At 64.0% G+C, this 19288-nt stretch carries 18 protein-coding genes; 2 read left to right on the top strand and 16 right to left on the bottom strand.

The features are described 5' to 3' along the window. Positions 1-6 precede the first annotated feature (6 nt). From Q8J98_RS13280 to argC, 6 genes are all read right to left on the bottom strand, one after another. Entirely contained in the window at positions 7-474 is a 468-nt protein-coding gene (locus tag Q8J98_RS13280) for a cytochrome c-type biogenesis protein (protein WP_305294796.1), read from the bottom strand. Between the two features lie 5 nt (positions 475-479). Continuing rightward, positions 480-2441 (bottom strand): heme lyase CcmF/NrfE family subunit, encoded by a 1962-nt coding sequence (locus Q8J98_RS13275; RefSeq protein WP_305294794.1) that lies wholly within the window; start codon positions 2439-2441, stop codon positions 480-482. A 176-nt stretch (positions 2442-2617) separates the two neighbouring features. Next, a complete protein-coding gene (locus tag Q8J98_RS13270) occupies positions 2618-3091 on the bottom strand; it encodes a holin family protein (protein ID WP_305294793.1) in 474 nt (157 codons plus the stop codon). Continuing rightward, positions 3082-3696 carry a holin-associated N-acetylmuramidase gene (locus Q8J98_RS13265; RefSeq protein ID WP_305294791.1) on the bottom strand — a complete coding sequence of 205 codons (615 nt, stop codon included), beginning with the start codon at positions 3694-3696 and terminating at the stop codon, positions 3082-3084. Before Q8J98_RS13265 ends, Q8J98_RS13270 begins: the two co-directional genes overlap by 10 nt. A gap of 69 nt (positions 3697-3765) precedes the next feature. Continuing rightward, entirely contained in the window at positions 3766-4209 is a 444-nt protein-coding gene (ccmE, locus tag Q8J98_RS13260; protein WP_305183620.1) for a cytochrome c maturation protein CcmE, read from the bottom strand. Positions 4210-4219: 10 nt separating this feature from the next. Continuing rightward, positions 4220-5248, bottom strand: a complete 1029-nt coding sequence (gene argC, locus Q8J98_RS13255) for an N-acetyl-gamma-glutamyl-phosphate reductase (protein WP_305294790.1) — start codon at positions 5246-5248, stop codon at positions 4220-4222. A gap of 412 nt (positions 5249-5660) precedes the next feature. Here argC and Q8J98_RS13250 point away from each other — a divergent pair, with 412 nt between their 5' ends. Further along, a complete protein-coding gene (locus tag Q8J98_RS13250) occupies positions 5661-6821 on the top strand; it encodes a DNA cytosine methyltransferase (RefSeq protein ID WP_305294789.1) in 1161 nt (386 codons plus the stop codon). After that, entirely contained in the window at positions 6793-7650 is an 858-nt protein-coding gene (locus tag Q8J98_RS13245) for a hypothetical protein (RefSeq protein WP_305294787.1), read from the top strand. Before Q8J98_RS13250 ends, Q8J98_RS13245 begins: the two co-directional genes overlap by 29 nt. 57 nt (positions 7651-7707) lie before the next feature. Here the strand turns inward: Q8J98_RS13245 and Q8J98_RS13240 are convergent, their stop codons facing one another. From Q8J98_RS13240 to Q8J98_RS13195, 10 genes are all read right to left on the bottom strand, one after another. Beyond that, entirely contained in the window at positions 7708-8721 is a 1014-nt protein-coding gene (locus Q8J98_RS13240) for an SMP-30/gluconolactonase/LRE family protein (RefSeq protein WP_305294785.1), read from the bottom strand. Next, a complete protein-coding gene (locus tag Q8J98_RS13235) occupies positions 8718-9224 on the bottom strand; it encodes an OsmC family protein (protein ID WP_305294784.1) in 507 nt (168 codons plus the stop codon). Before Q8J98_RS13235 ends, Q8J98_RS13240 begins: the two co-directional genes overlap by 4 nt. Beyond that, positions 9224-10162, bottom strand: coding sequence for a 3-keto-5-aminohexanoate cleavage protein (locus Q8J98_RS13230; RefSeq protein ID WP_305294783.1), 939 nt, complete (start codon positions 10160-10162; stop codon positions 9224-9226). The genes Q8J98_RS13235 and Q8J98_RS13230 overlap by 1 nt, the downstream gene beginning before the upstream one ends. 64 nt (positions 10163-10226) lie before the next feature. Next, positions 10227-10997 carry a cyclase family protein gene (locus Q8J98_RS13225; RefSeq protein WP_305294782.1) on the bottom strand — a complete coding sequence of 257 codons (771 nt, stop codon included), beginning with the start codon at positions 10995-10997 and terminating at the stop codon, positions 10227-10229. Between the two features lie 13 nt (positions 10998-11010). Next, positions 11011-12327 carry a TRAP transporter large permease gene (locus tag Q8J98_RS13220; protein ID WP_305294781.1) on the bottom strand — a complete coding sequence of 439 codons (1317 nt, stop codon included), beginning with the start codon at positions 12325-12327 and terminating at the stop codon, positions 11011-11013. Further along, positions 12324-12881, bottom strand: coding sequence for a TRAP transporter small permease (locus Q8J98_RS13215; protein ID WP_305294780.1), 558 nt, complete (start codon positions 12879-12881; stop codon positions 12324-12326). Before Q8J98_RS13215 ends, Q8J98_RS13220 begins: the two co-directional genes overlap by 4 nt. Before the next feature lie 55 nt (positions 12882-12936). Further along, positions 12937-14004: a C4-dicarboxylate TRAP transporter substrate-binding protein gene (locus Q8J98_RS13210; protein ID WP_305183696.1), complete on the bottom strand. Its 1068-nt coding sequence runs from the start codon at positions 14002-14004 to the stop codon at positions 12937-12939. A 44-nt stretch (positions 14005-14048) separates the two neighbouring features. Next, a complete protein-coding gene (locus tag Q8J98_RS13205) occupies positions 14049-14717 on the bottom strand; it encodes a TetR/AcrR family transcriptional regulator (protein WP_305294778.1) in 669 nt (222 codons plus the stop codon). 167 nt (positions 14718-14884) lie between these two features. Then, on the bottom strand, positions 14885-15697 hold the full coding sequence (locus Q8J98_RS13200) for a glutamate racemase (RefSeq protein WP_305294777.1): 813 nt from the start codon (positions 15695-15697) through the stop codon (positions 14885-14887). A gap of 73 nt (positions 15698-15770) precedes the next feature. Continuing rightward, positions 15771-19166 (bottom strand): indolepyruvate ferredoxin oxidoreductase family protein, encoded by a 3396-nt coding sequence (locus Q8J98_RS13195; protein WP_305294776.1) that lies wholly within the window; start codon positions 19164-19166, stop codon positions 15771-15773. Positions 19167-19288 lie beyond the last annotated feature (122 nt).

Here is a 19288-nt window from a genome sequence, read left to right as displayed (position 1 = left end):
CGCGCGTCACTCCTGCAGGATTTCCGCGACGCGCCGCGCCTCGGCGTCGTCAAGCTTTGGTGCGGCCGCATCGCCCTTGCGGCGGCGGCGCAGGAACACCGTAGCCCCGCCCAGCGCCAGCAACAGCGCCACCGGCCCGGTGAGGTAGAGGATCAGGTTCACCCCCCTGGCCTCGGGCTCGAACAGAACATATTCGCCGTAGCGCGCGGTGATGTAGTCGAGCACCTGCCAATCGGCATCGCCTGCCACCAGCCGCTCGCGGACCACCAGCCGCAGGTCGCGCGAAATCGTGGCGTTCGATTCGTCGATGTTTTCGCCCTGGCAGACCGGGCAGCGGAGCACCTTGCCAAGCTCGCGCGCACGCGCCTCCAGCACCGGGTCGGACAGAACCTCGTCGGGCTGCACCGCCCAGAGCGGGGCAGCAAGTTGTGGCGTGGCCAGAAGCGCAAGGGAAAGCAGCAGGGGTTTGAGCATCTGCATCACTCCGCCGGGGCCGCTTGCAATGGCAGCGCCTTGCGCGCCCCCGCCGCCACCCGGTAGCGCCGGTCGGTAAGGCTCAGCAGCCCGCCCAATGCCATCAGGATCGCACCAGCCCAGATCCAGTTGGCAAACGGCTTGATATAGGTGCGCACCGCCCAGCCGCCGCCGGTTTGCGGGTCACCCACCACAAGATAGACATCGCGCCAGATGCCGTTGTCGATTGCCGCCTCGGTGGTCGGCATCCCCTGCACCGGGTAGACGCGCTTTTCGGGGTAGAGCGTGGCGACCAGTTTACCGCCCTGCCGCACCGTCATGGTGGCGGTGCTTGACCGGAAGTTCGGGCCCGGCACCTGATCGACCGCATCCAGGGTGATTTCGTAGCCCGACACCGTGAACGGCTGGCCGATCTGCGCCACCCGGATATCTTCGCTTTGCCACGCGGTCAGCAGACCGATGCCGATGAAGGTGATGCCAAGCCCGCCATGCGCAAAGGCCTTGCCCCAGTCGGCGCGCGGCAGACGGGCAAGCCGCATCGGCCGATGCGCCGCGCGCAGCCAAAGCTCGGCGAGCGCGCCAAACACCAGCCAGCTGCCCAAGCCCGCCCCCACCAGCGCGACGGTCGAGCGGTTGGTGCCGACCGCCCAGGTCAGTGCCACCACTGCCAGCGCCAGCACTGCGGCCGCCCAGAGCGGGCGCAGCGCCCGCGCAAAGCTGGCGCGCTTCCACGGCATCACCGCGCCGATCGGCAGGGCAATGGCAAGCGCCAGCATGAACGGGGTGAAGGCCTTTTCAAAGAACGGCGCGCCCACCGAAAGCTTGCGCGCCCAGAAAAGCTCGGCCACCAGCGGCCAGACGGTGCCGACGAACACCACAAGTGCCGCCACCGCCAGCAGGATGTTGTTCAGCACCAGCGCTGATTCGCGGCTGACCATGCCGAACACACCCTTGGCCTGCATTGCCCCGGCGCGGGCCGCATAAAGCGTCAGCGCGCCGCCAACGAAGATCGCGAGAATCGCCAGAATGAAGAGGCCCCGCTGCGGGTCCGAGGCGAAGCTGTGCACCGAGGTGATGACCCCCGAGCGCACGATGAAGGTGCCGATCAGCGAAAAGCCGAAGGCGAGGATCGCCAAGAGGACGGTCCAGCTTTTCAGCGCCTCGCGCTTTTCCACGACAATCGAGGAATGCAGCAAGGCCGCGGCCAGGAGCCAGGGCATGAACGAGGCGTTTTCGACCGGATCCCAGAACCAGAAGCCGCCCCAGCCAAGTTCGTAATAGGCCCACCACGACCCGAGCGCGATGCCGATGGTCAGGAACATCCAGGCGGCCAGCGTCCAGGGCCGCACCCAGCGCGCCCAGGCGGCATCGACGCGACCCTCGATCAGCGCCGCGACAGCAAAGCTGAACGCCATGCTCAGGCCGACATAGCCGAGATAGAGGAACGGCGGATGGAAGGCGAGACCGGGGTCTTGCAGCAGCGGGTTCAGGTCTTGCCCGTTGAACGGCGGCGAGACCAGCCGCAGGAACGGGTTCGAGGTGAAGATGATGAAGCCAAGAAACGCCGCGCCGATCATCGCCTGCACCGAAAGCACCCGCGCCCGGAGCCGTGGCGGCAGCGCCGAGCCGAACCAGGCGGCGGAGGCCCCGAAGGCCGCGAGGATCAGCACCCAGAGCAGCATCGACCCCTCGTGGTTGCCCCAGACGCCCGAGATCTTGTAGAGCATCGGCTTGTCGGTATGCGAATTGGAAAAGACCAGTTGCAGCGAGAAATCCGAGGTCACGAAAGCCCAGGTCAGCGCGCCGAAGGAAAACGCGATCAGCAGGAACTGCGCCGAGGCCGCGGGCTCGCCCACCGCCATCCAGCCCGCCCAGCCTTTTTGCGCCCCGATAAGCGGCACGCTTGATTGAACGAGCGCCACCGCGAAGGCGAGGATCAGCGCGAAATGGCCAAGTTCGTTCAGCATCGGATTCATTCTCCCCATGGGCGCGAGACGCGATCATAGGGGGATGCGCGGGCAAGGCCAATGGGCAAGCGCTTAGATGACGCGGAGGTGAGCAAGAAAAGGGGGCTTTCCGCCCCCCTCTGCGCGGTTCCCGCGCATTCACCCCCCGAGGATATTTGGCTGAAGCAGGCGCGGGATCAGCTGCTGCCAGCCCCGCGCCATTCGCGCAGCGCCAGATTTTCGTCTTGCTGCAGCGGCGGCGAAACCGGGGCGGCGCGATTGCGGAAGTAATAGGCCTCGCGCGCCCCGAAATAAAAGCTGACGATTGCCCCCAGAAGCCACCAGAGCGGCTCGGGCACATAGGCAAGGCCCACCATGCGCTCGGCAAAACCGACAGGGTCGGCCATCGCGTAGATGAAAAGCGACAGAGTGCCGAGCGCCAGCATCGGTCGAGGCATCCGGTTCAGCCCGTTCACGAAACGGTCGAAACGGCCGGGGCGCAGATACTGGAACTCGGTCCCGTGCTCATCAAGCGCCGCGATATAGGCCGCTTGCGAGGCCTCCATCTGTTTGGTGGCGTTGGCGGTAAAGACCTCGGCCACGCCAACCGCGGCGTTGCCAAGCGCGGTTGCCGCTGCCGAGCCGCCAATGACGCGATCGATCAGCCCCATGCTGCCACCCGGGCGCGATGTTCGGCATCGCTCAGATGAAAGCGCGGCGAAATGAATTCTTCGGCGCGTTTGATCCAGCCGCCCTTGCCGCCATCGCTTTCGCGCCGCGCATATTTCCGGCTTTGCGGGCGGCCATCGCCGAGCGCGTAGTAGAAATTGCGTCGGGCGACGCCGTAGGCATCGACAAGATGCCCGGGTGCTGCGGCAAAGGCGGCTTGCGTGGCGGCAGCGGTCTGTGGCCCGAGCACACCATCGACAGCCACATCCTGCCCCATCTGGTTCAGCAACCGCTGCAGAATGCGAACCGCGCCGCCGCCCGCGTTCACATACATGTCGAACACGCTCGCTTGCAGCGGCTCCGGCAGGGCCGCAAGGTTGGCCGCCTCGAAATAGTGCCGGATGAAGATGTCCTCGGCCTCGGCAGCTGTCACGGCGCGCACATCCGCCGCGTCCACCCGCCCGTCGCCGTCAAGATCAAGCCCGAGGCGGCGCAGCGTGCCGATGGTGACGCCATGCTTGGTGGCACCGCCGGGGTCGTCGGGGTCATCGGTATAGCCACCCTCGCGGGCGACGATTTCGCGGGCAATCTCGGCAATGGTCTTCACGGGCTATCCCCCTTTGGCTGGGGGGAAGCCTCATGGCTTCAGGTTAAGGCGGCCCGACCCGAGCGCGCGCTAGCTGCCGGGTGCCTGATAGACGCCCTGTTCCTTCAGCGCGTCGATCACTTCCTTGGGCATGTAGCTTTCATCGTGCTTGGCAAGGATTTCGCTGGCGATGAAGACCTCGCCTTCCATCTTGCCGGTGCCGATCATGCCCTGACCCTCGTTGAAGAGGTCCGGAAGCACGCCGGTGAAGCTGACCGGAACCGTGGCCGCGCCATCGGTGACGCTGAAGGTGACGGTTTCCGAGGCGCCGCGCACCAGGCTGCCGGTTTCCACCAATCCGCCGATGCGAAAGGTTTCGCCCGGTTTCGGCGGCTCTGACAGAACCTGACTGGGCGAGCGGAAGAAGTTGATGCCGTCGCGCATCGAATAGCCGATGAGTGCGGTCGCCAACACGAGGGCGAAGGCCGTCAGCAGCAGTACCTGGACGCGGCGTTTCTTCTTCAGACTTTTCATCGTCGCTCCTTCAGGGGAAGACCGGGGCGAGCAGCAGGCCCGCGGTCTCGTCAATGCCAAGCATCAGGTTGGCGTTCTGGATCGCTTGCCCAGACGAGCCCTTGTTCAGGTTATCAAGCGCGACCATCACCACCGCCCGGCCGGGAAGGCGGTCGCCGATCACGCCGACATGCACATAATTGGAGCCTGCAATCGAGCGTGTCGAGGGGAGTGCGCCAAAAGGCAGCACCTCGAGAAACGGCTCGGGAGCGTAGGCGGCAGCCAGCGTGGCATGAATTTCCGCCGGGTTGCCGCGCAGATAGACGGTGGCGAGGATGCCGCGGTTGAAGGGCATCAGGTGCGGCGTGAACTGGACCCGCACGGGGCGGCCCGCCAACAGGCTGAATTCCTGATCGAACTCGCCGAGGTGGCGGTGGCTGCCGCCCGCCGAATAGGGGTAGGTGCCACCGGAAAGCTCGGCGTACAGCAGGTTTTCCTTCAAGGCGCGGCCCGCGCCGGAGACCCCCGCCTTGAGGTCGATCACGATCTCGTCAAGGTCGATCACGCCTGCCGAAATCAGCGGCCGGAGCGCGAACTGGCCGGCGGCGGCGTTGCAGCCGGTGCCGGCGACGAGGCGGGCGGCACGGATTTCGTTGCGGTAAAACTCGGTCAGGCCGTAGACGGCTTCCTTCTGGAGATCGGGGGCGGCGTGGGGTTTGCCGTACCATTTCTCATAATCGGCAGGGTCGCGCAGGCGGAAATCGGCGGAGAGATCGACGATCTTCAGCCCAAGCGGCAGGGCCGCGATCACCGCCTGCGAGGTGGCGTGGGGAAGCGCGCAGAAAGCGAGGTCGACGGCGGAGAAATCGATCTCTTCGATCTTGCAGAGGGCGGGCAGCGGCAGGTGGCGCAGGTGGGGAAAAACCTCGCCCATCGAAAGCCCGGCCTTGCGGTCGCCGGAAAGTGCGACGATCCGCATCGTGGGATGGGTGGCGATCAGCCTCACGAGTTCCGCCCCGGTGTAGCCGGAGGCACCGAGAATGGCGATATTGTGGATCATGGCGGGCGTCCTGACGTGGGTCGGGAATGGGATGCCGGAAGGGGGCAGCAGATGCAAGCCCTTTCAGGTGACGCCGGGGCGGCGGCGGCACCTAGATAACACGCGCGTTATGAGAGGTAAGACATTGTTTTTGCGAGAGTTTGCAGGGGTATGTTAAGGAGTTGTTAAGCGGTTGGGATGGAAGTTCTTGATGCCGAATTCGAAGATTCAATCGGCAACGCCAACTTGCCCGCAAACGAGACTACACCGGCGATGCGGAGTTTCTTCTACCCAGGCGAACCAATGACAGGTGCTTCTCTTCCCGCATCTTGATACGTCAACCTTATGTCAATCACGACACGGGATTTTGGACCCAAGAATCTTGAAATGTTCTCCTGACTAGGGCACAACAGAAACGAACCGGGAGTGGCAAATGCCTAGCTTTTACGAATTTTTTGCTGGCGCGGGCATGGCAAGAGCTGGGCTCGGCACAGGTTGGAAGTGCTTGTTCGCTAATGATTTTGACCGGAAGAAGGGCGAGACCTACAAGCGCAACTGGGGGCACGGCGAACTGGTTGTCGATGATATTCGCAACATAGCACCTGAAGACCTCCCAGGCGTTGCAGACTTGGTTTGGGGGTCGTTTCCTTGCCAGGATCTCTCCCTTGCTGGCGGTGGAGCAGGTCTTCGCGGCGATAGGTCAGGCACCTTCTGGCCGTTTATCTCCCAGATTCAGTCGTTGAAGGACGAAGGGCGCGCACCAAAGGTCGTGGTCCTCGAAAATGTTGTCGGCACCCTGACAAGCCATGCAGGAAAGGACTTTACCGCCATCTGTGAAGCCCTTGACGGTCTGGGCTACAGGTATGGAGCCATCGTTCTAGACGCTGAACTCTTTGTCCCGCAGTCGAGGCCCAGACTTTTTGTCATTGCAACACGCGATGACGTGGCGGTCCATGGCACGTCAGACGGGCCATCGCAGCCTTGGCATACGACTGCCCTCCGCCGTTCGTACTGCGCACTCCCCGAAGAACTTCAGAGGAACTGGATCTGGTGGAGGATGCCAAAGCCAGATCGCCGAGAAATGCGCTTCGCCGACGTTATTGAAGAAGCGCCCACTTCAGTGCGCTGGCACACCAAGACAGAAACGCGCCAGCTCTTGTCGATGATGTCGGAGGTCAATCTCGCGAAAGTCAAAACCGCACAAGCGTCTGGGATTCGGATGGTTGGTGGCGTTTACAAACGAACCCGTTTTCAACAGGGGGTCAAGGTTCAGCGTGCCGAAGTTCGCTTTGATGACATTGCGGGCTGTCTGCGCACGCCCGGTGGCGGATCATCGCGGCAATCCATTTTGGTGGTTGAGGGCGACCTGATCCGTTCGCGCCTCATTTCCACGCGGGAAACCGCGCGGCTGATGGGGCTGCCAGATGCTTACATGCTGCCAGAGGCCTACAATGAAGCCTACCATCTGACCGGCGATGGGGTTGCTGTGCCAGTGGTTCGGCATATCGCAAAACACATCATCGAACCGATAGTCTCTCGGCAGATTTATGAAGAAAGAGAGACTGATGAGTGTGATTCCGTGCGAGAAAAATGAGGCGCTTCGGGACCTGATCGTCGAGTTTGCCGAGGTCTTGAAAACTCAGTCGCACACACTCGGGACTCATGGTCTGGATGAACACGATTTTTACCTGTCCGGGCTGTTTCGCGGTAGCATCGAACGCGTTCGCGGTCAGTTCTCCGCGACGATGCAGCCGAAGCGCGACTTTGTCGCGGCCATCCTCAATCACATGCAAGACCAGGCTTTGATTGAAGACTGGATTTCTGCCGGTGGTGAAAATCGACATGACTACAGCATTACGCTGAACGACGGCCGTAGATCTGTTGTCGAGTTGAAGGGGTGCCTTGACGGGAACAACACCAACATTTTTGAACGCCCTCCTCACGCGGATGAATTCATTCTCTGGAGCGTGTGTTCAAACCCAGGGGCCGATCCGCGCCACAACGTTTGGTCTGGCATTCACACCCGGCTATCGGCCGAAATCATTTCTAGAAATCAGCGCGTCGATGGGCTGATCGTCTGGGACTGGATCTGCGGGACGATCGCTCGGCCATGCCCGAAAGTGCTTGGCAGCGCACAGCGCTTCACAGACGTCGGCCCATATCGACTGCCGCCCCCGTGCATCTATCTCTTTCCTTCGACCGTCCCGAGCCCGCGAAACAACGCCAGTCCGACCCCGCAGCCAATCGGCAATGTGGGTTTCCTCGATGCGCTCAACCGTTGCTTTGGCGGGATCCAGAACGAACTGAATAATGTGCGTATCACGGTTGCACATGCGGCGGCCGAGACGGTCAGGACAACGGAAGTCAGCAGGGATGATGTGGTTCAGAAAGTCTCTGAGGCCATCCCGATACGCCGCGCATAGTCTGGTAATCCCCCCCGGCGGGGACCGGAAGCCTTAGTGGCGCTGCCCCGGTGCGCTCTAGCGGTGCCAATGCTCCATCGGCATGCCGGGAACCGGGCTGCGGAACAGCGGAATCCGGGTGCCGCGCAGCGAGCCGATGTAGACATTGCGCAGGTCAGGGCCTCCGAAGGTGACCGACGCGAACCATGGCGCAATGCGCCCGCCGCAGGCCAGCATCAGCTCTGGCGTCACCGCATCGCGGGCGAAGGCATCGTAAAGCGCGGCAGAGGGGCCGGGCACGTCGTCATCGAGGATCACCCGGAAATCGCCCTTGGGGGTGATCGCAAAGATCCGGTCCGACATTACATGCGTGCCCCAGAGATTGCCGAAGGCATCAAAGGCGATGCCGTCGATAAAGCCGCCGGTATCGGCGGGGCCGAAGACCTCGCGCGCGGTTACCGAGGTGTCGGCACCAATACGCAGGCGGGTGATGCGGCGGCCGGAGGTTTCGACCACATAAAGCCATTCCTCGGCGGCATCGAAGCGGATCTCGTTGGTGAAACGGAAGCCATCGGCGACAATGCGCGCGCCACGTTCGTCGAGCACGGCCACATAGCCATCGGCGATATTGGGGCTGATCGCCTGCATCCAGTTCTTGATGCGGGTCGAGACGGTCAGCCAGATGCGGCCCTTGCTGTCGCGCAGCACGAAGTTGACCTTGCCGATCGGGGTGCCGTCGATGCTGTCGAGCAGCACCTCGCTTTGCCCTCTGCGGGTCATCCGCTCCAGCCTGTCGGTGCCGAAGTTGGAGATCAGGATCGAGCCATCGGCATCAAAGGCAAGGCCGTTGGGCAGCGTGCCTTGGGTGAACCGGGCGGCGGCATCGGCGGTTGCGGCAAAGCGATCATCGTGCATTTGCGAGATCAGTTCCTGGCTGCCGTCGGGGCGAATGTGCACGACACCGCCGCGCGCATCGGCCGACCAGAGCGAACCATCACGCTCAGCCAATATGCATTCGGGCCGCTGCAAGCCTTGCCCGACATAGGAAATGTCTGCTTCGGTGACGGTGAAGCCGTCGAGCGGGTTGGTCATAGCTCTTTCCATCCATCAGGCGTTTTCATCCGGTGGCGAATGGTGTTTTGGCGGCCCAAGGTTTGCTCGATGAAACAGCCCTTGCGCGCGGCATTGATAAGGGCCGCCACCTTGTCTTCCGCATCGGGGCTTTCGATTGCCACATCAACCTCGAAACTGCGCGGCCCGGTTTCATAGATCCGGCCCTTTGCCTCCCAGTCCCATTCAACGCGGGCATCGACGGTGAGGCCGGTCAGGGTTACCCCCATGCGCTTCGCGAAGGCGCGGATCTGGGTCATGATGCAGCCGGTCAACCCGGCCACGAACAGCGCCAAGGGTGGCGGCGCGGTGCCTTCGCCGCCGTGAAAGGCACCTTCGTCGGTGGCCAACTCGAACGGGCCTTCGGCAAACGGCTGCCGCATCTGCACGCTCAGGTCGTTGCGCATCTTGCCGCTGGCGGTGCCGTGGCAATCGAACTGTACCACCGCGCGCTGCGCCGGTTTGCCCGCAGGTTGCTCGCTCATCAGAAACTCACCTTGTCGGCACCCTTGAGCGCAAGCATCTGGCGCGCCTCGTCGGGCGTGGCGATCTGAAAATCGAGCGCCTCGATGATGCCGCGAATCTTGGTGACCTGTTCTGCATTGCTGACCGCGAGCCGACCGGGGCCAATATAAAGATTGTCCTCCAGCCCGACCCGAACATTGGCACCCTGCACCAGCGCCTGTGTCAGAAACCGCATCTGGTGCCGCCCTGCCGCCAGCACCGACCAAAGATAATCGGTGCCGAAAAGCCTGTCGGCGGTGGCTTTCATGATGCCGACATTCTGCGGGTCCGGGCCGATGCCGCCGAGAATGCCGAAGATGGTCTGGATGAAGAAGGGCGGCTTGAGAATGCCGCGGTCGGCAAGATGCGCGAGGTTGTAGAGGTGGCCGACATCGTAACATTCCAGCTCGAAGCGGGTGCCGTGGCCCTCGCCCAAGAGCTTTGCCACCCGCTCGATATCGCGGAAGGTGTTGCGGAAGATGAAATCATCGCTGGCGCGCAGGAAGGGTTCTTCCCAGTCGAATTTCCACTTGGTGTATTTGTCGGCCATCGGGTGCAGCGCGAAGTTCATCGAGCCCATGTTGAGCGAGCACATTTCCGGGCTGGCGCGCAGCGGCGCGGCAAGGCGCTGTTCGATCGTCATGCCAAGCCCGCCGCCGGTGGTGATGTTGACCACGGCGTTGGTGGCGCGGCGAATCTCCGGCAGAAACTGCATGAACACTTCGGGGTCAGCGGTGGGGCGGCCAACTTCGGGATCGCGCGCGTGCAGGTGCAGGATCGCCGCACCGGCTTTTGCCGCGGCAATCGCCTGTGCGGCGATGTCGGCGGGTTTGTAGGGCAGCGCGTCCGACATGGTGGGGGTGTGAATGCCGCCGGTGATGGCGCAGGTGATGATGATCTTGCGGGGCGATTTCGCCATTTTCAGTCTCCTCTCGGAACCGCACCGGGGCTTGGCGGGCGCGGCAGGGGTGCATGGAACGGGATCAGTCGTCGAGAATGGCCACGGCGCGCACGAAGCCTGCCGAGGCCGCCTTGATCTTGAAAGGGAAACACGAAATGCGAAAACCGGTGGCGGGAAGTCGGTCGAGGTTGGTCAGCTTTTCAAGGTGGCAATAGCCGATCTCGATGCTGGCGCGGTGGCCTTCCCAGACAATCGCCGGATCGGGGTTTTGCGCCCAGCGCTGGCGGGTGTGAAAGAACGGCGCATCCCAGCTCCAGCCATCGGTGCCGGTCACCCGCACGCCGCGCTCCAGCAGCCAGAGCGTTGCGGCGCGGCCCATGCCACAGCCACGGTTGAGGTAATCGGGCTGACCGTAAGCATCGCCCGCGGCGGTGTTGACCACGACGATTTCGAGCGGCGAAAGTGTATGCCCGATGCGGTCCAGCTCTGCCTCGACCTCGGCGGCGGTGACGACATGACCATCGGGCAGATGCCGGAAATCGAGCTTGACGCCGGGCTGAAAGCACCATTCCAGCGGCACTTCATCAATGGTGATGGCGCGCTCGCCGTGGTTCATCGTGGAATGGTGGTGATAGGGCGCGTCAAGATGGGTGCCGTTGTGGGTTTGCATCTGCAGAAGCTCGATCGCCCAGCCCTCGCCGCCGGGAAGCTCGTCGGCGGTCAGTCCGGGGAAGAACTGAAGCACCTGCCCCGGCGTGTCCTTGTGGCCGAGATAGGTGATTTTCGGCTCATAGCCCGGCGGGTCCGAGGCGATGCCGGATTCGAGCGGCACCGACAGGTCGATGATGCGCATGGATGAACCTTTCCTACAGAATTCCAACAGCAATGACGGGGAAGGCGACGACCAGCATCAGGCAGGCAAGCATGATGAGCGCGAAGGGGGCGGCACCGATGAACACATCGCCAAGCGAGATCCGCGGATCGTCGAGCGAGCTTTTGATGACGTAGACCGAAATCCCGAGCGGCGGCGTCAGCAGGCCGATTTCCACCGCCAGCACGGTGATCACCCCGAACCAGATCAGGTCGATGCCGAGTTGCTGCGCGATCGGCAGCACCAGCGGCAGGGTGATTAGCATGATCGAGGATGAATCGAGGATGGTGCCGAGCACGATCAGCACCAGCACGAACACCGCGATAAAGCCGTAGATCCCGAGATCGAGTCCGATGATCCACTGGGTCAGAAATGCAGGCAGGCCCGAGAGCGAGAGCATGCGGCTATACATCGTCGCGGCGATGATGAGAAAACAGATCGAGGCGGTGATGTGCCCGGCTTCAAGTGTCACGCGCCAGAGCGCGCCGAGGTTCATCCGCCGCTTGGCGAAAGCGATGACAATCGCCCCGAGCGCGCCAATCGCGCCTGCCTCGGTCGGGGTGAAGACGCCGCCGTAGATGCCGCCGAGCACAAGCGCTATCAGCGCCACGATCGGCAGCAATTTGGCGCTGGTATCGCCGATCGCGGCAGCGAGGCTGCGCGGTTGCACCGGCGGCGGCGTGGCGCGACCGGTGAAGCCGGGGAACAGCCGCACCATCGCGTAGATGCCAAGGCAGTAAGCCAGCGCCAGAAGCAGACCGGGGCCAATACCGGCAATGAACAGCAGGCCGACGGATTGCTCTGACAATATTCCGTAAAGGATCATCAGCAGGCTGGGCGGGATCAGCATTCCGAGCACCGACGAGCCTGCGACCACGCCGGTGGCGAAACGCGCGGTATGGCCAGCGCGCACCATTTCGGGAACGGCGACCCGGGCGAAGACCGCCGCCGAGGCTATCGAGATGCCGGTTATTGCGGCGAAGATCGCGTTGGCACCGACAGTGGCAATGCCTAGCCCGCCCTGCAACTTGCCGAAGGCGCGGTTGGCTACCTCGAAGGTGTCGCGAGCGATATCGGCACGGCTGACCACCAGCCCCATCAGCACAAAGAGCGGCACCACGCCGAAAAGGTAGCTCGATATGCCTTCGCGTGCCGCGAGCGACAGCACCCGCGCCGCGATCTGCGCATTGTCGCGCAGCATCCAGACGCCGAAAAAGCTGACCAGCGCCAGCGCGATGGCGACATGCATGCCGGTCCAGATCAGTAAAAGGATGCCGACGAGCGAGACAAGGCCGATTTCAACGCCTGTCATTGCGCGGACCACGGGTTTGCGGCGCGGTAGGCAAGCGCCAGGGCGCGCATCACGAACACCGCAAACAGCAACCCGGCCCCCAGCAGCACGATCAGATGCACTGGCCAGATCGGCGCGAGGAATTGCCCGACCGCCCCGACCATTTCGCGGCGGCCATAGCTGCGCTGAAACAGCGGCAGGAAGGCGCTGATCAGCACCCCGATCAGAAACGCCCCGGCACTGTGCAGCGCCGCATCCAGCGCATCGGCAAGGCGCGGACGGTACCGGCGGAGCAGGCTGAGCAGCGCATCCGACCGGGTCAGCTTGTCATGTGAAAGCGTGTTGGCAATTTGCAGGAACACAATCGCCAGAATCGACATCGCGACGATTTCGGGAACCCCCGCAATCGGACGGCCAAAGCCGAACCGGCCAACGATATCGGCGCTGATCAATGCCATGATCCCGAGAATGCAGAGGGTGCCAAGCGCGCTTGCCAGCATGGTCAGCTTGTCCAGAACCGAAGCGGCAAGGTCAAAGGCGCGAACGCCCGTTCGCAGATCAACGAGTCTCGACATGGATTTACCCCCGCGGATGCGCCGGGGCGGGCGCTTGCTCGCCCCGGCGGTCGGCTCAGCGTTGCGACCAGTCGCGCGGCAGCACGACACCGGCGGCCTTGAGCGCCGCGACATAGGCGTTGAGCACCTCGGTTCCGGCGAGACCCTGGGCATCGGCATCTTTCGCCCAGCCACCGGCAACATCGGGCAGTGCCGCCGCCCAGCGGGCTTTTTCAGCATCGCTCAGGTGGGTCGTTTTCGACGGGTCGGTGCCTGCGAGCGTGGTCATCGCCGCGGCCACCCGTGCGCCCTGTTCGGCAAGATAGGCGGTAGTGTAGGCTGCGGCACCCTTGCGCAGGGCATCTTGCACCACAGCGGGTTGCGCGGCGAACCAATCCTTGTTGGCCACCAGCGACCCGGCATATTGCGCGCCGAAATCGGTAATGGTCACATAGGGGGCCACCTCTTGCAGCTTGGCAGGGGCCGCGGCGGTGGGGAACACGATCAGCCCGTCAAACACGCCGGTCTGCATGTCGTTGTAATAGGTGGTCAGGTTGCCCGCCACGCCGACCGCACCGGTGCCTTCAAGCCAGTTCACCGCAGCGCCCGGGGCGGCGATGCGATGGCTCTTGAGGTCATCGAGCGTGGCGACCGGGAAGTTGGTCATCAGCACATAATTGTCGAGTGCGAATCCGCCGCCGAGATATTCCAGCCCGAATTTTTCCCAAGATCCGATCATTCCGGGTACCGAGCCGTGCAGATCGTCCATGACCTGCATGATGAGGTTCGGGTCGGAGGGGCCGAAGGGGGTGTAGTAGGTGACGTTTTGCAGCGGCAGCGAGGTTGGTTCAAACACCGTCGGCACCACGCCGACCTCGGCCAGACCATCTTCCAGCGCCTCAAGCTCGCCACCGACGGCGGCAAGCGTGCCGCCATAGGCCTCGGTCCAGTTGATCGTGTAGCCGGAACCTTGAAGCGCCGCGTTCACGGTGGGAATGTAGGTTTCGGTCAGGTGCTTGACCCAGAGGAAAATCGGCGGATGGCCGTTGATCAGGGTCACGTTGATGGTTTGCGCCTGCGACGATACCGGCAGCGCAAGCGCCACGGCGAAAGCCCCCGCCGCAAGGGTCAGTTGGTACTTCATGGTAACCTCCCGTTGGTGATGCGGGGCCTCCTCGCCCCGTTTCTTCAGTTGTCTTTTCGATGTGCGGCCAGGGCACGAATGCCCGCCGCCGCAAAAACCGTTGCCTCCTCAATGGCCGCGTCCACATCTTCGTCGTGGCAGGCACCCTCGGAAAGATCTCCGGCACGGCCGGTGCGCCCCATCAGCGAAAGCGCGATGGAGACGGCGAAAAGGTATCCGCGCACCGCATCCTTGCGCGCCAGCCCCGGCACCGCGGCACAAAAGAGCGTGATGAACTCCTGCGCGATGCCGTTGTAGTTTTGCGCCGTCAGGCGGCGCGAGCGTTCATCGGTGCCCGCCGCCACATGCACCAGCAGCCGCGCATAGCGCTGCCCGTCGCGGGTGGTGTCATGGCCGAATTCGATGGTCGGACGCAGGAAGGCCGCCAGCAGAGCCGCAAGCGACGGGGTCGGGGTTTCGGCGAGAAGTGCCGCCAGAAGGGCGCGGCGGCGGCCGTTTATCTCGGCGGCGCGGCGTTCGACCACGGTCGCGAAAAGCTGCTCCTTGCTGCCGAAGTAATAGTGCAGAAGCGCCGCGTTCACCCCGGCCGCAGCCGCGATGCCGCGGGTTGTGGTGCCATGAAAACCATTCTCGGAAAACTGCGCCTCGGCCGCGTCAAGCAGGCTTTCGGCGGCGTCTTGCGGCGTATCGAGGACGGCAGCGGTAGTTGGCATGCGGGGCCTTTGGGCAAAAGTTTAATCATGCGCTTGATTAAGACTAACGCGATGCAAAGCGATCTGTCAACAGCACCGGTTTTGCGGTGGCTGACGGGGCTGGGGCGCGCCCGGCGGGGGGGGATCGGGTGGCTGGCGCTTTCAGGTGGCGGGCGCGGTGGCGGCGGTTATGCCGCCTCGAACGCCACCCCCCGGCGCAGGAACTGCGTGGCGCGCGCCGAGACCTGCGCCGGGTCGCCGGTGGTCAGGTTCACGCTGCGGCTGCCGCTGCCCAGCATTTCGGGGCGGCGGGTGAGGTAGTCGGCGAGGCTTTCGGCGACGAGGTTGGCCTGGCTGTAAACCCGCACCTGCGGCCCCAGCGCCTCCTGGAACGTGTGTTCCATCAGCGGGTAGTGGGTACAGCCCAAAATTGCGGCCTCGGGGTGGGGCATCCGGCGTTTCAGCGCTTCGACATGGCTGCGCACCAGCGCCTCGGCAAGAATCTCGTCGCCCTGTTCGATCGCATCAACCACGCCGCCGCAGGGCTGCGCCTCGACATCGACCCCGATCGCGCGAAACGCCAGTTCGCGCTGGAAGGCGCGCGAGGAGACGGTGGCGGGGGTGGCGAAAAGCGCAACGTGTTTTACCGCGACCTCGCGGGGCGGGGAATTATCGCCCCATTGCCTTTCGGTCAGCGCCTCGATCAGCGGCACGAACACGCCAAGCGCGCGTTTGTCGGGCGGCAGCCAGGTTTCCTGCATGCGTTTGAGAGCAACCGCAGAGGCGGTATTGCAGGCGACGATGACCAGATCGCAGCCCTCGGCCCAGAGCCGCTCGACACCGCGACAGGTGAGCTGAAAGATGTCCTCGGCGTCGCGCACGCCGTAGGGGGTATGGGCGTTGTCGCCGTAATAGACGAAGGCGACATCGGGCAGGCGCTTTTGCACCGCATCGAGCACCGTGAGGCCGCCGAGGCCACTATCGAAAACACCAACCGCCATGCTGCCCCCTCTGGCCCGGCAAGCTGCGGGCCTTTGGCCCTTTCTAGGCCGCGGCGCGGCGAAAATCCATGCGCTATTCGGCAGCGCGTTGTTGCGGCGTGCCGCCCGCGCGGAAGGCCGCCAGAAGTGCCACGCGGCGGGCAGCGGCAGCCTTGGCGGCGGCTGCCTTTACCGGGCCGAAACCGCGGATCGAAAGCGGCAGTTCCGCCAGTTCGCGGGCGATGGCGAGGGTGGCGGGGGTGAGCGAAGGCAGCACCTCGGCCATGTCGGATTCGTATTGGGCGATCAGCGCGCGTTCCATGCGCCGTTCGGGGAAACGGCCGAAGGGGTCGAAGGGGGTGCCGCGCAGGGGCTTTAGGCGGGCGAGAAGGCGGAAGGCGGTGCCTATCCACGCGCCGAAGCGGCGCTTCAGCGGGCGGCCATCGGGGCCTTGGCGCGCGAGGAGCGGCGGGGCGAGGTGGTAGCTGAGGCGAAGATCGCCCTCGAATTCGGCGGCGGCCCTGGCAGCGCTGGCGAGATGGAGCCGGGCAACCTCGTATTCGTCCTTGTAGGCGAGGCACTTGTGATAGCCCTTGGCAACCGAGACCCGCAGGCCGTCGGGGGCGCGGGCGACAAGGGCGCGGAAGCGGCCGGCCAGTGCCTGGTTCTGATAGGCGACGAGATGGGCGGCACGGGCCTCGACCGGGTCTGGTTCGGGCGCTGCCGCTGCGGGGGCGATGAGGCGCGCGGCCTGATCGGGGAAAGCAACCGCCCAGCGGCCAAGCTCGAAAGCCTTCTGGTTGGCCTCGGGGCCAGCACCGTTGAGCACGATGGCGCGCGAAATGGCCTGATGGCTGAGCGGGATGAGGCCCTGCTGCCAGGCGGCACCGAGCACCGCCATGTTGGAATAGATCGAATCGCCAAGTGCGGCGCGGGTCAGCTCGGAGGCGTCGAAAAAGGCCACCGCCGCGCCCAACCGTGCCTCAAGCGAAAGCCGCAGGCGGTCGGCGGGCAGGCGGAAATCGCGGTTGCGGGTGAATTCGCCGGTGACGATCTCGTGGCTGTTGACCACCGCGCCGGTGCGCCCGGTCTGCATCAGGCCAAGGGTTTTCGACCCGGCGGTGACCACCAGATCGCCGCCGATCACGCAATCGGCCTCGCCCACCGCCACGCGGATGGCGGAGATATCTTCGGGGCGCGCGGCAAGGCGCAGGTGGATATGCACGGCACCGCCCTTTTGCGCGAGGCCGGCCATTTCCATCATTCCGGCACCCATGCCATCGACATGCGCGGCCATGGCGAGCACCGCGCCAACGGTGACAACGCCGGTGCCGCCGACGCCGGTGATGACCACGTTATGGGTGCCGTTGATGGCGGGAAGCTGCGGTTGCGGCAGATCCGGCAGCGCCACCGCAGCGGTGGCGGCTTTGCGCAACCTAGCCCCCGAAACCGTGACGAACGAGGGGCAGAAGCCCTTGAGGCAGGAGAAGTCCTTGTTGCAGCTTGACTGGTCGATGGCGCGCTTGGTGCCAAAGGGGGTTTCGACCGGCACGATGGAGACACAGTTTGATTGCACCCCGCAATCGCCACAGCCTTCGCAAATGTCGGTGTTGATGAACACCCGGCGGTCGGGGTCGGGAAACTGGCCGCGCTTGCGGCGGCGGCGCTTTTCGGCGGCGCAGGTTTGCACATAGACGATTGCCGAGACGCCGGGGGTTCTGGCGAGGCGTTCCTGCACCGACATGAGGCCCGCACGTTCCACCATTTCGATGTCCGGGGAAAAGCGGGAAAGGTCGAGCTCTTCCTTTTCGTCATAGACGACGACGATGGGGGCCACGCCCATTGCCTGAATTTCGCGGGTGATCTGCTGCGCTGTCAGCCCGCCTTCATTGGCCTGCCCGCCGGTCATGGCCACCGCATCATTGAACAGGATCTTGTAGGTGATGGTGGTTTTCGCAGCCAGCGCCGCGCGGATCGCCTGCACGCCGGAGTGGTTGTAGGTGCCGTCACCAAGGTTCTGGAAGATGTGGGGCCGGGTAGAAAACGGCGCTTCGCCGATCCAGTTCGCGCCCTCGCCGCCCATATGGGTAAAGCCCTCGGTATCGCGGCCCATCCATTGCACCATGTAATGGCAGCCGATGCCCGCATAGGCGCGCGCGCCTTCGGGCAGGCGGGTCGAGGTGTTGTGCGGGCAGCCCGAACAGAACCAGGGCGTGCGGGTGGCGATTTCGGGGGCGTTGTCGGCGCGGCGTACCTCGGCGATGCGGGCAAGGCCTGCCTGCACATCGGCTGTGGCGCGGCCTTCCTCGGTCAGCACCTGACCGATCTTTTCGGCGATCATCACCGGATCGAGCGCGTAGCGGGTGGGAAACAGTTCCTCGCCGGTCAGTGCATGTTTCCAGCCGTAAACGCGGCGTCCGCGGCGGTTGTCGAAAATGGCTTCCTTGACCTGCACCTCGATCAGCTTGCGCTTTTCCTCGACAACGACGATCAGCTCCAGCCCCTCGGCCCATTCGGCAAAGCTTTTCATGTCCATCGGGAAGGTCTGCGCGACCTTCCATGTGGTGACGCCAAGGCGGGTGAGTTCGTCCGGGTCAAGCCCCAGAAGGTCGAAGGCATGCACGAGGTCTAGCCAGTTCTTGCCCGCCGCGACAAAGCCGATTTTCGCGCCGGGTGCCCCGTGCATCCGCTTGTCGATGCGGTTGGCGCGGGCGAAGGCCTCGGCGGCGAAGCGTTTCTGGTCGATCATCCGGGCTTCTTGCGCCACCGGCGTATCGCCAAGCCGGATGTTGAGGCCACCCTCTGGCAGCGGGAAATCGGGCGCGGTAAAGCTGGTGCGGTGGGGGTTGCCATCGACCACGGCGGTCGCTTCGACGGTATCCTTCATGGTCTTGAGGCCGACCCAGACCCCGGCATAACGGGAAAGCGCGTAGCCGTAATGGCCAAGGTCAAGAATTTCCTGCACCCCGGCGGGGGAAAGCACCGGCATGTAGGCATCGACCAGCGCCCAGTCGGACTGGTGCAGCACGGTCGAGGATTCGCCGGTGTGATCATCGCCCATCGCCATCAGCACGCCGCCAAAGGCCGAGGTGCCGGCCATGTTGGCGTGGCGCATGACATCGCCCGAACGGTCAACCCCCGGACCCTTGCCATACCAGAGCGCGAACACGCCCTGATGCCGCCCCTCGCCGCGCAGTTCCGCCTGCTGGGTGCCCCAGATCGCGGTGGCGGCAAGGTCTTCGTTCAGCCCCGGCTGAAAGCGCACCTTGGCTGCGGTGAGTTCGCGCACCGCCCGCGCCATCTGGATATCGACCGCGCCCAGCGGCGAGCCGCGGTAGCCGGTGACATAGCCTGCGGTATTAAGCCCGGCCGCGCGGTCGCGGGCCGACTGTGCCAGCATGAGGCGCACCAGCGCCTGTGTGCCATTCAAGAGCACCGGCGATTTGGTCAGATCGAACCTGTCGGCCAGAGTTATTTCCTGCCTGCCCATCGGGCACCCCCTCCCAGGAAGCCTGCGTATGCCACATTATAGGTCAAAATTGCTGACCTACAAAGCGGAAAACGGATTGATACCTGTTTGTGAAGATTGGCGAAGATAAGTAAGCAATGCTG

Origin of the sequence: Phaeovulum sp., assembly GCF_030684035.1 — a bacterium.
GTDB lineage: Bacteria > Pseudomonadota > Alphaproteobacteria > Rhodobacterales > Rhodobacteraceae > UBA6213.
The sequence above is the reverse complement of the archived record's forward strand: the minus strand, read 5'-3'. Positions and strand labels throughout refer to the sequence as shown.

Excerpts from the sequence above, each read along its gene's own strand:
- Q8J98_RS13195 (WP_305294776.1), bottom strand. The coding sequence starts at position 19,166 with ATGGGCAGGCAGGAAATAACTCTGGCCGACAGGTTCGATCTGACCAAA.
- Q8J98_RS13250 (WP_305294789.1), top strand. The coding sequence starts at position 5,661 with ATGCCTAGCTTTTACGAATTTTTTGCTGGCGCGGGCATGGCAAGAGCT.
- Q8J98_RS13210 (WP_305183696.1), bottom strand. The coding sequence starts at position 14,004 with ATGAAGTACCAACTGACCCTTGCGGCGGGGGCTTTCGCCGTGGCGCTT.
- Q8J98_RS13275 (WP_305294794.1), bottom strand. The coding sequence starts at position 2,441 with ATGCTGAACGAACTTGGCCATTTCGCGCTGATCCTCGCCTTCGCGGTG.
- Q8J98_RS13215 (WP_305294780.1), bottom strand. The coding sequence starts at position 12,881 with ATGTCGAGACTCGTTGATCTGCGAACGGGCGTTCGCGCCTTTGACCTT.
- Q8J98_RS13225 (WP_305294782.1), bottom strand. The coding sequence starts at position 10,997 with ATGCGCATCATCGACCTGTCGGTGCCGCTCGAATCCGGCATCGCCTCG.
- Q8J98_RS13200 (WP_305294777.1), bottom strand. The coding sequence starts at position 15,697 with ATGGCGGTTGGTGTTTTCGATAGTGGCCTCGGCGGCCTCACGGTGCTC.
- Q8J98_RS13240 (WP_305294785.1), bottom strand. The coding sequence starts at position 8,721 with ATGACCAACCCGCTCGACGGCTTCACCGTCACCGAAGCAGACATTTCC.
- Q8J98_RS13245 (WP_305294787.1), top strand. The coding sequence starts at position 6,793 with ATGAGTGTGATTCCGTGCGAGAAAAATGAGGCGCTTCGGGACCTGATC.
- Q8J98_RS13205 (WP_305294778.1), bottom strand. The coding sequence starts at position 14,717 with ATGCCAACTACCGCTGCCGTCCTCGATACGCCGCAAGACGCCGCCGAA.
- Q8J98_RS13235 (WP_305294784.1), bottom strand. The coding sequence starts at position 9,224 with ATGAGCGAGCAACCTGCGGGCAAACCGGCGCAGCGCGCGGTGGTACAG.
- Q8J98_RS13270 (WP_305294793.1), bottom strand. The coding sequence starts at position 3,091 with ATGGGGCTGATCGATCGCGTCATTGGCGGCTCGGCAGCGGCAACCGCG.
- Q8J98_RS13230 (WP_305294783.1), bottom strand. The coding sequence starts at position 10,162 with ATGGCGAAATCGCCCCGCAAGATCATCATCACCTGCGCCATCACCGGC.
- ccmE (WP_305183620.1), bottom strand. The coding sequence starts at position 4,209 with ATGAAAAGTCTGAAGAAGAAACGCCGCGTCCAGGTACTGCTGCTGACG.
- argC (WP_305294790.1), bottom strand. The coding sequence starts at position 5,248 with ATGATCCACAATATCGCCATTCTCGGTGCCTCCGGCTACACCGGGGCG.
- Q8J98_RS13220 (WP_305294781.1), bottom strand. The coding sequence starts at position 12,327 with ATGACAGGCGTTGAAATCGGCCTTGTCTCGCTCGTCGGCATCCTTTTA.
- Q8J98_RS13280 (WP_305294796.1), bottom strand. The coding sequence starts at position 474 with ATGCTCAAACCCCTGCTGCTTTCCCTTGCGCTTCTGGCCACGCCACAA.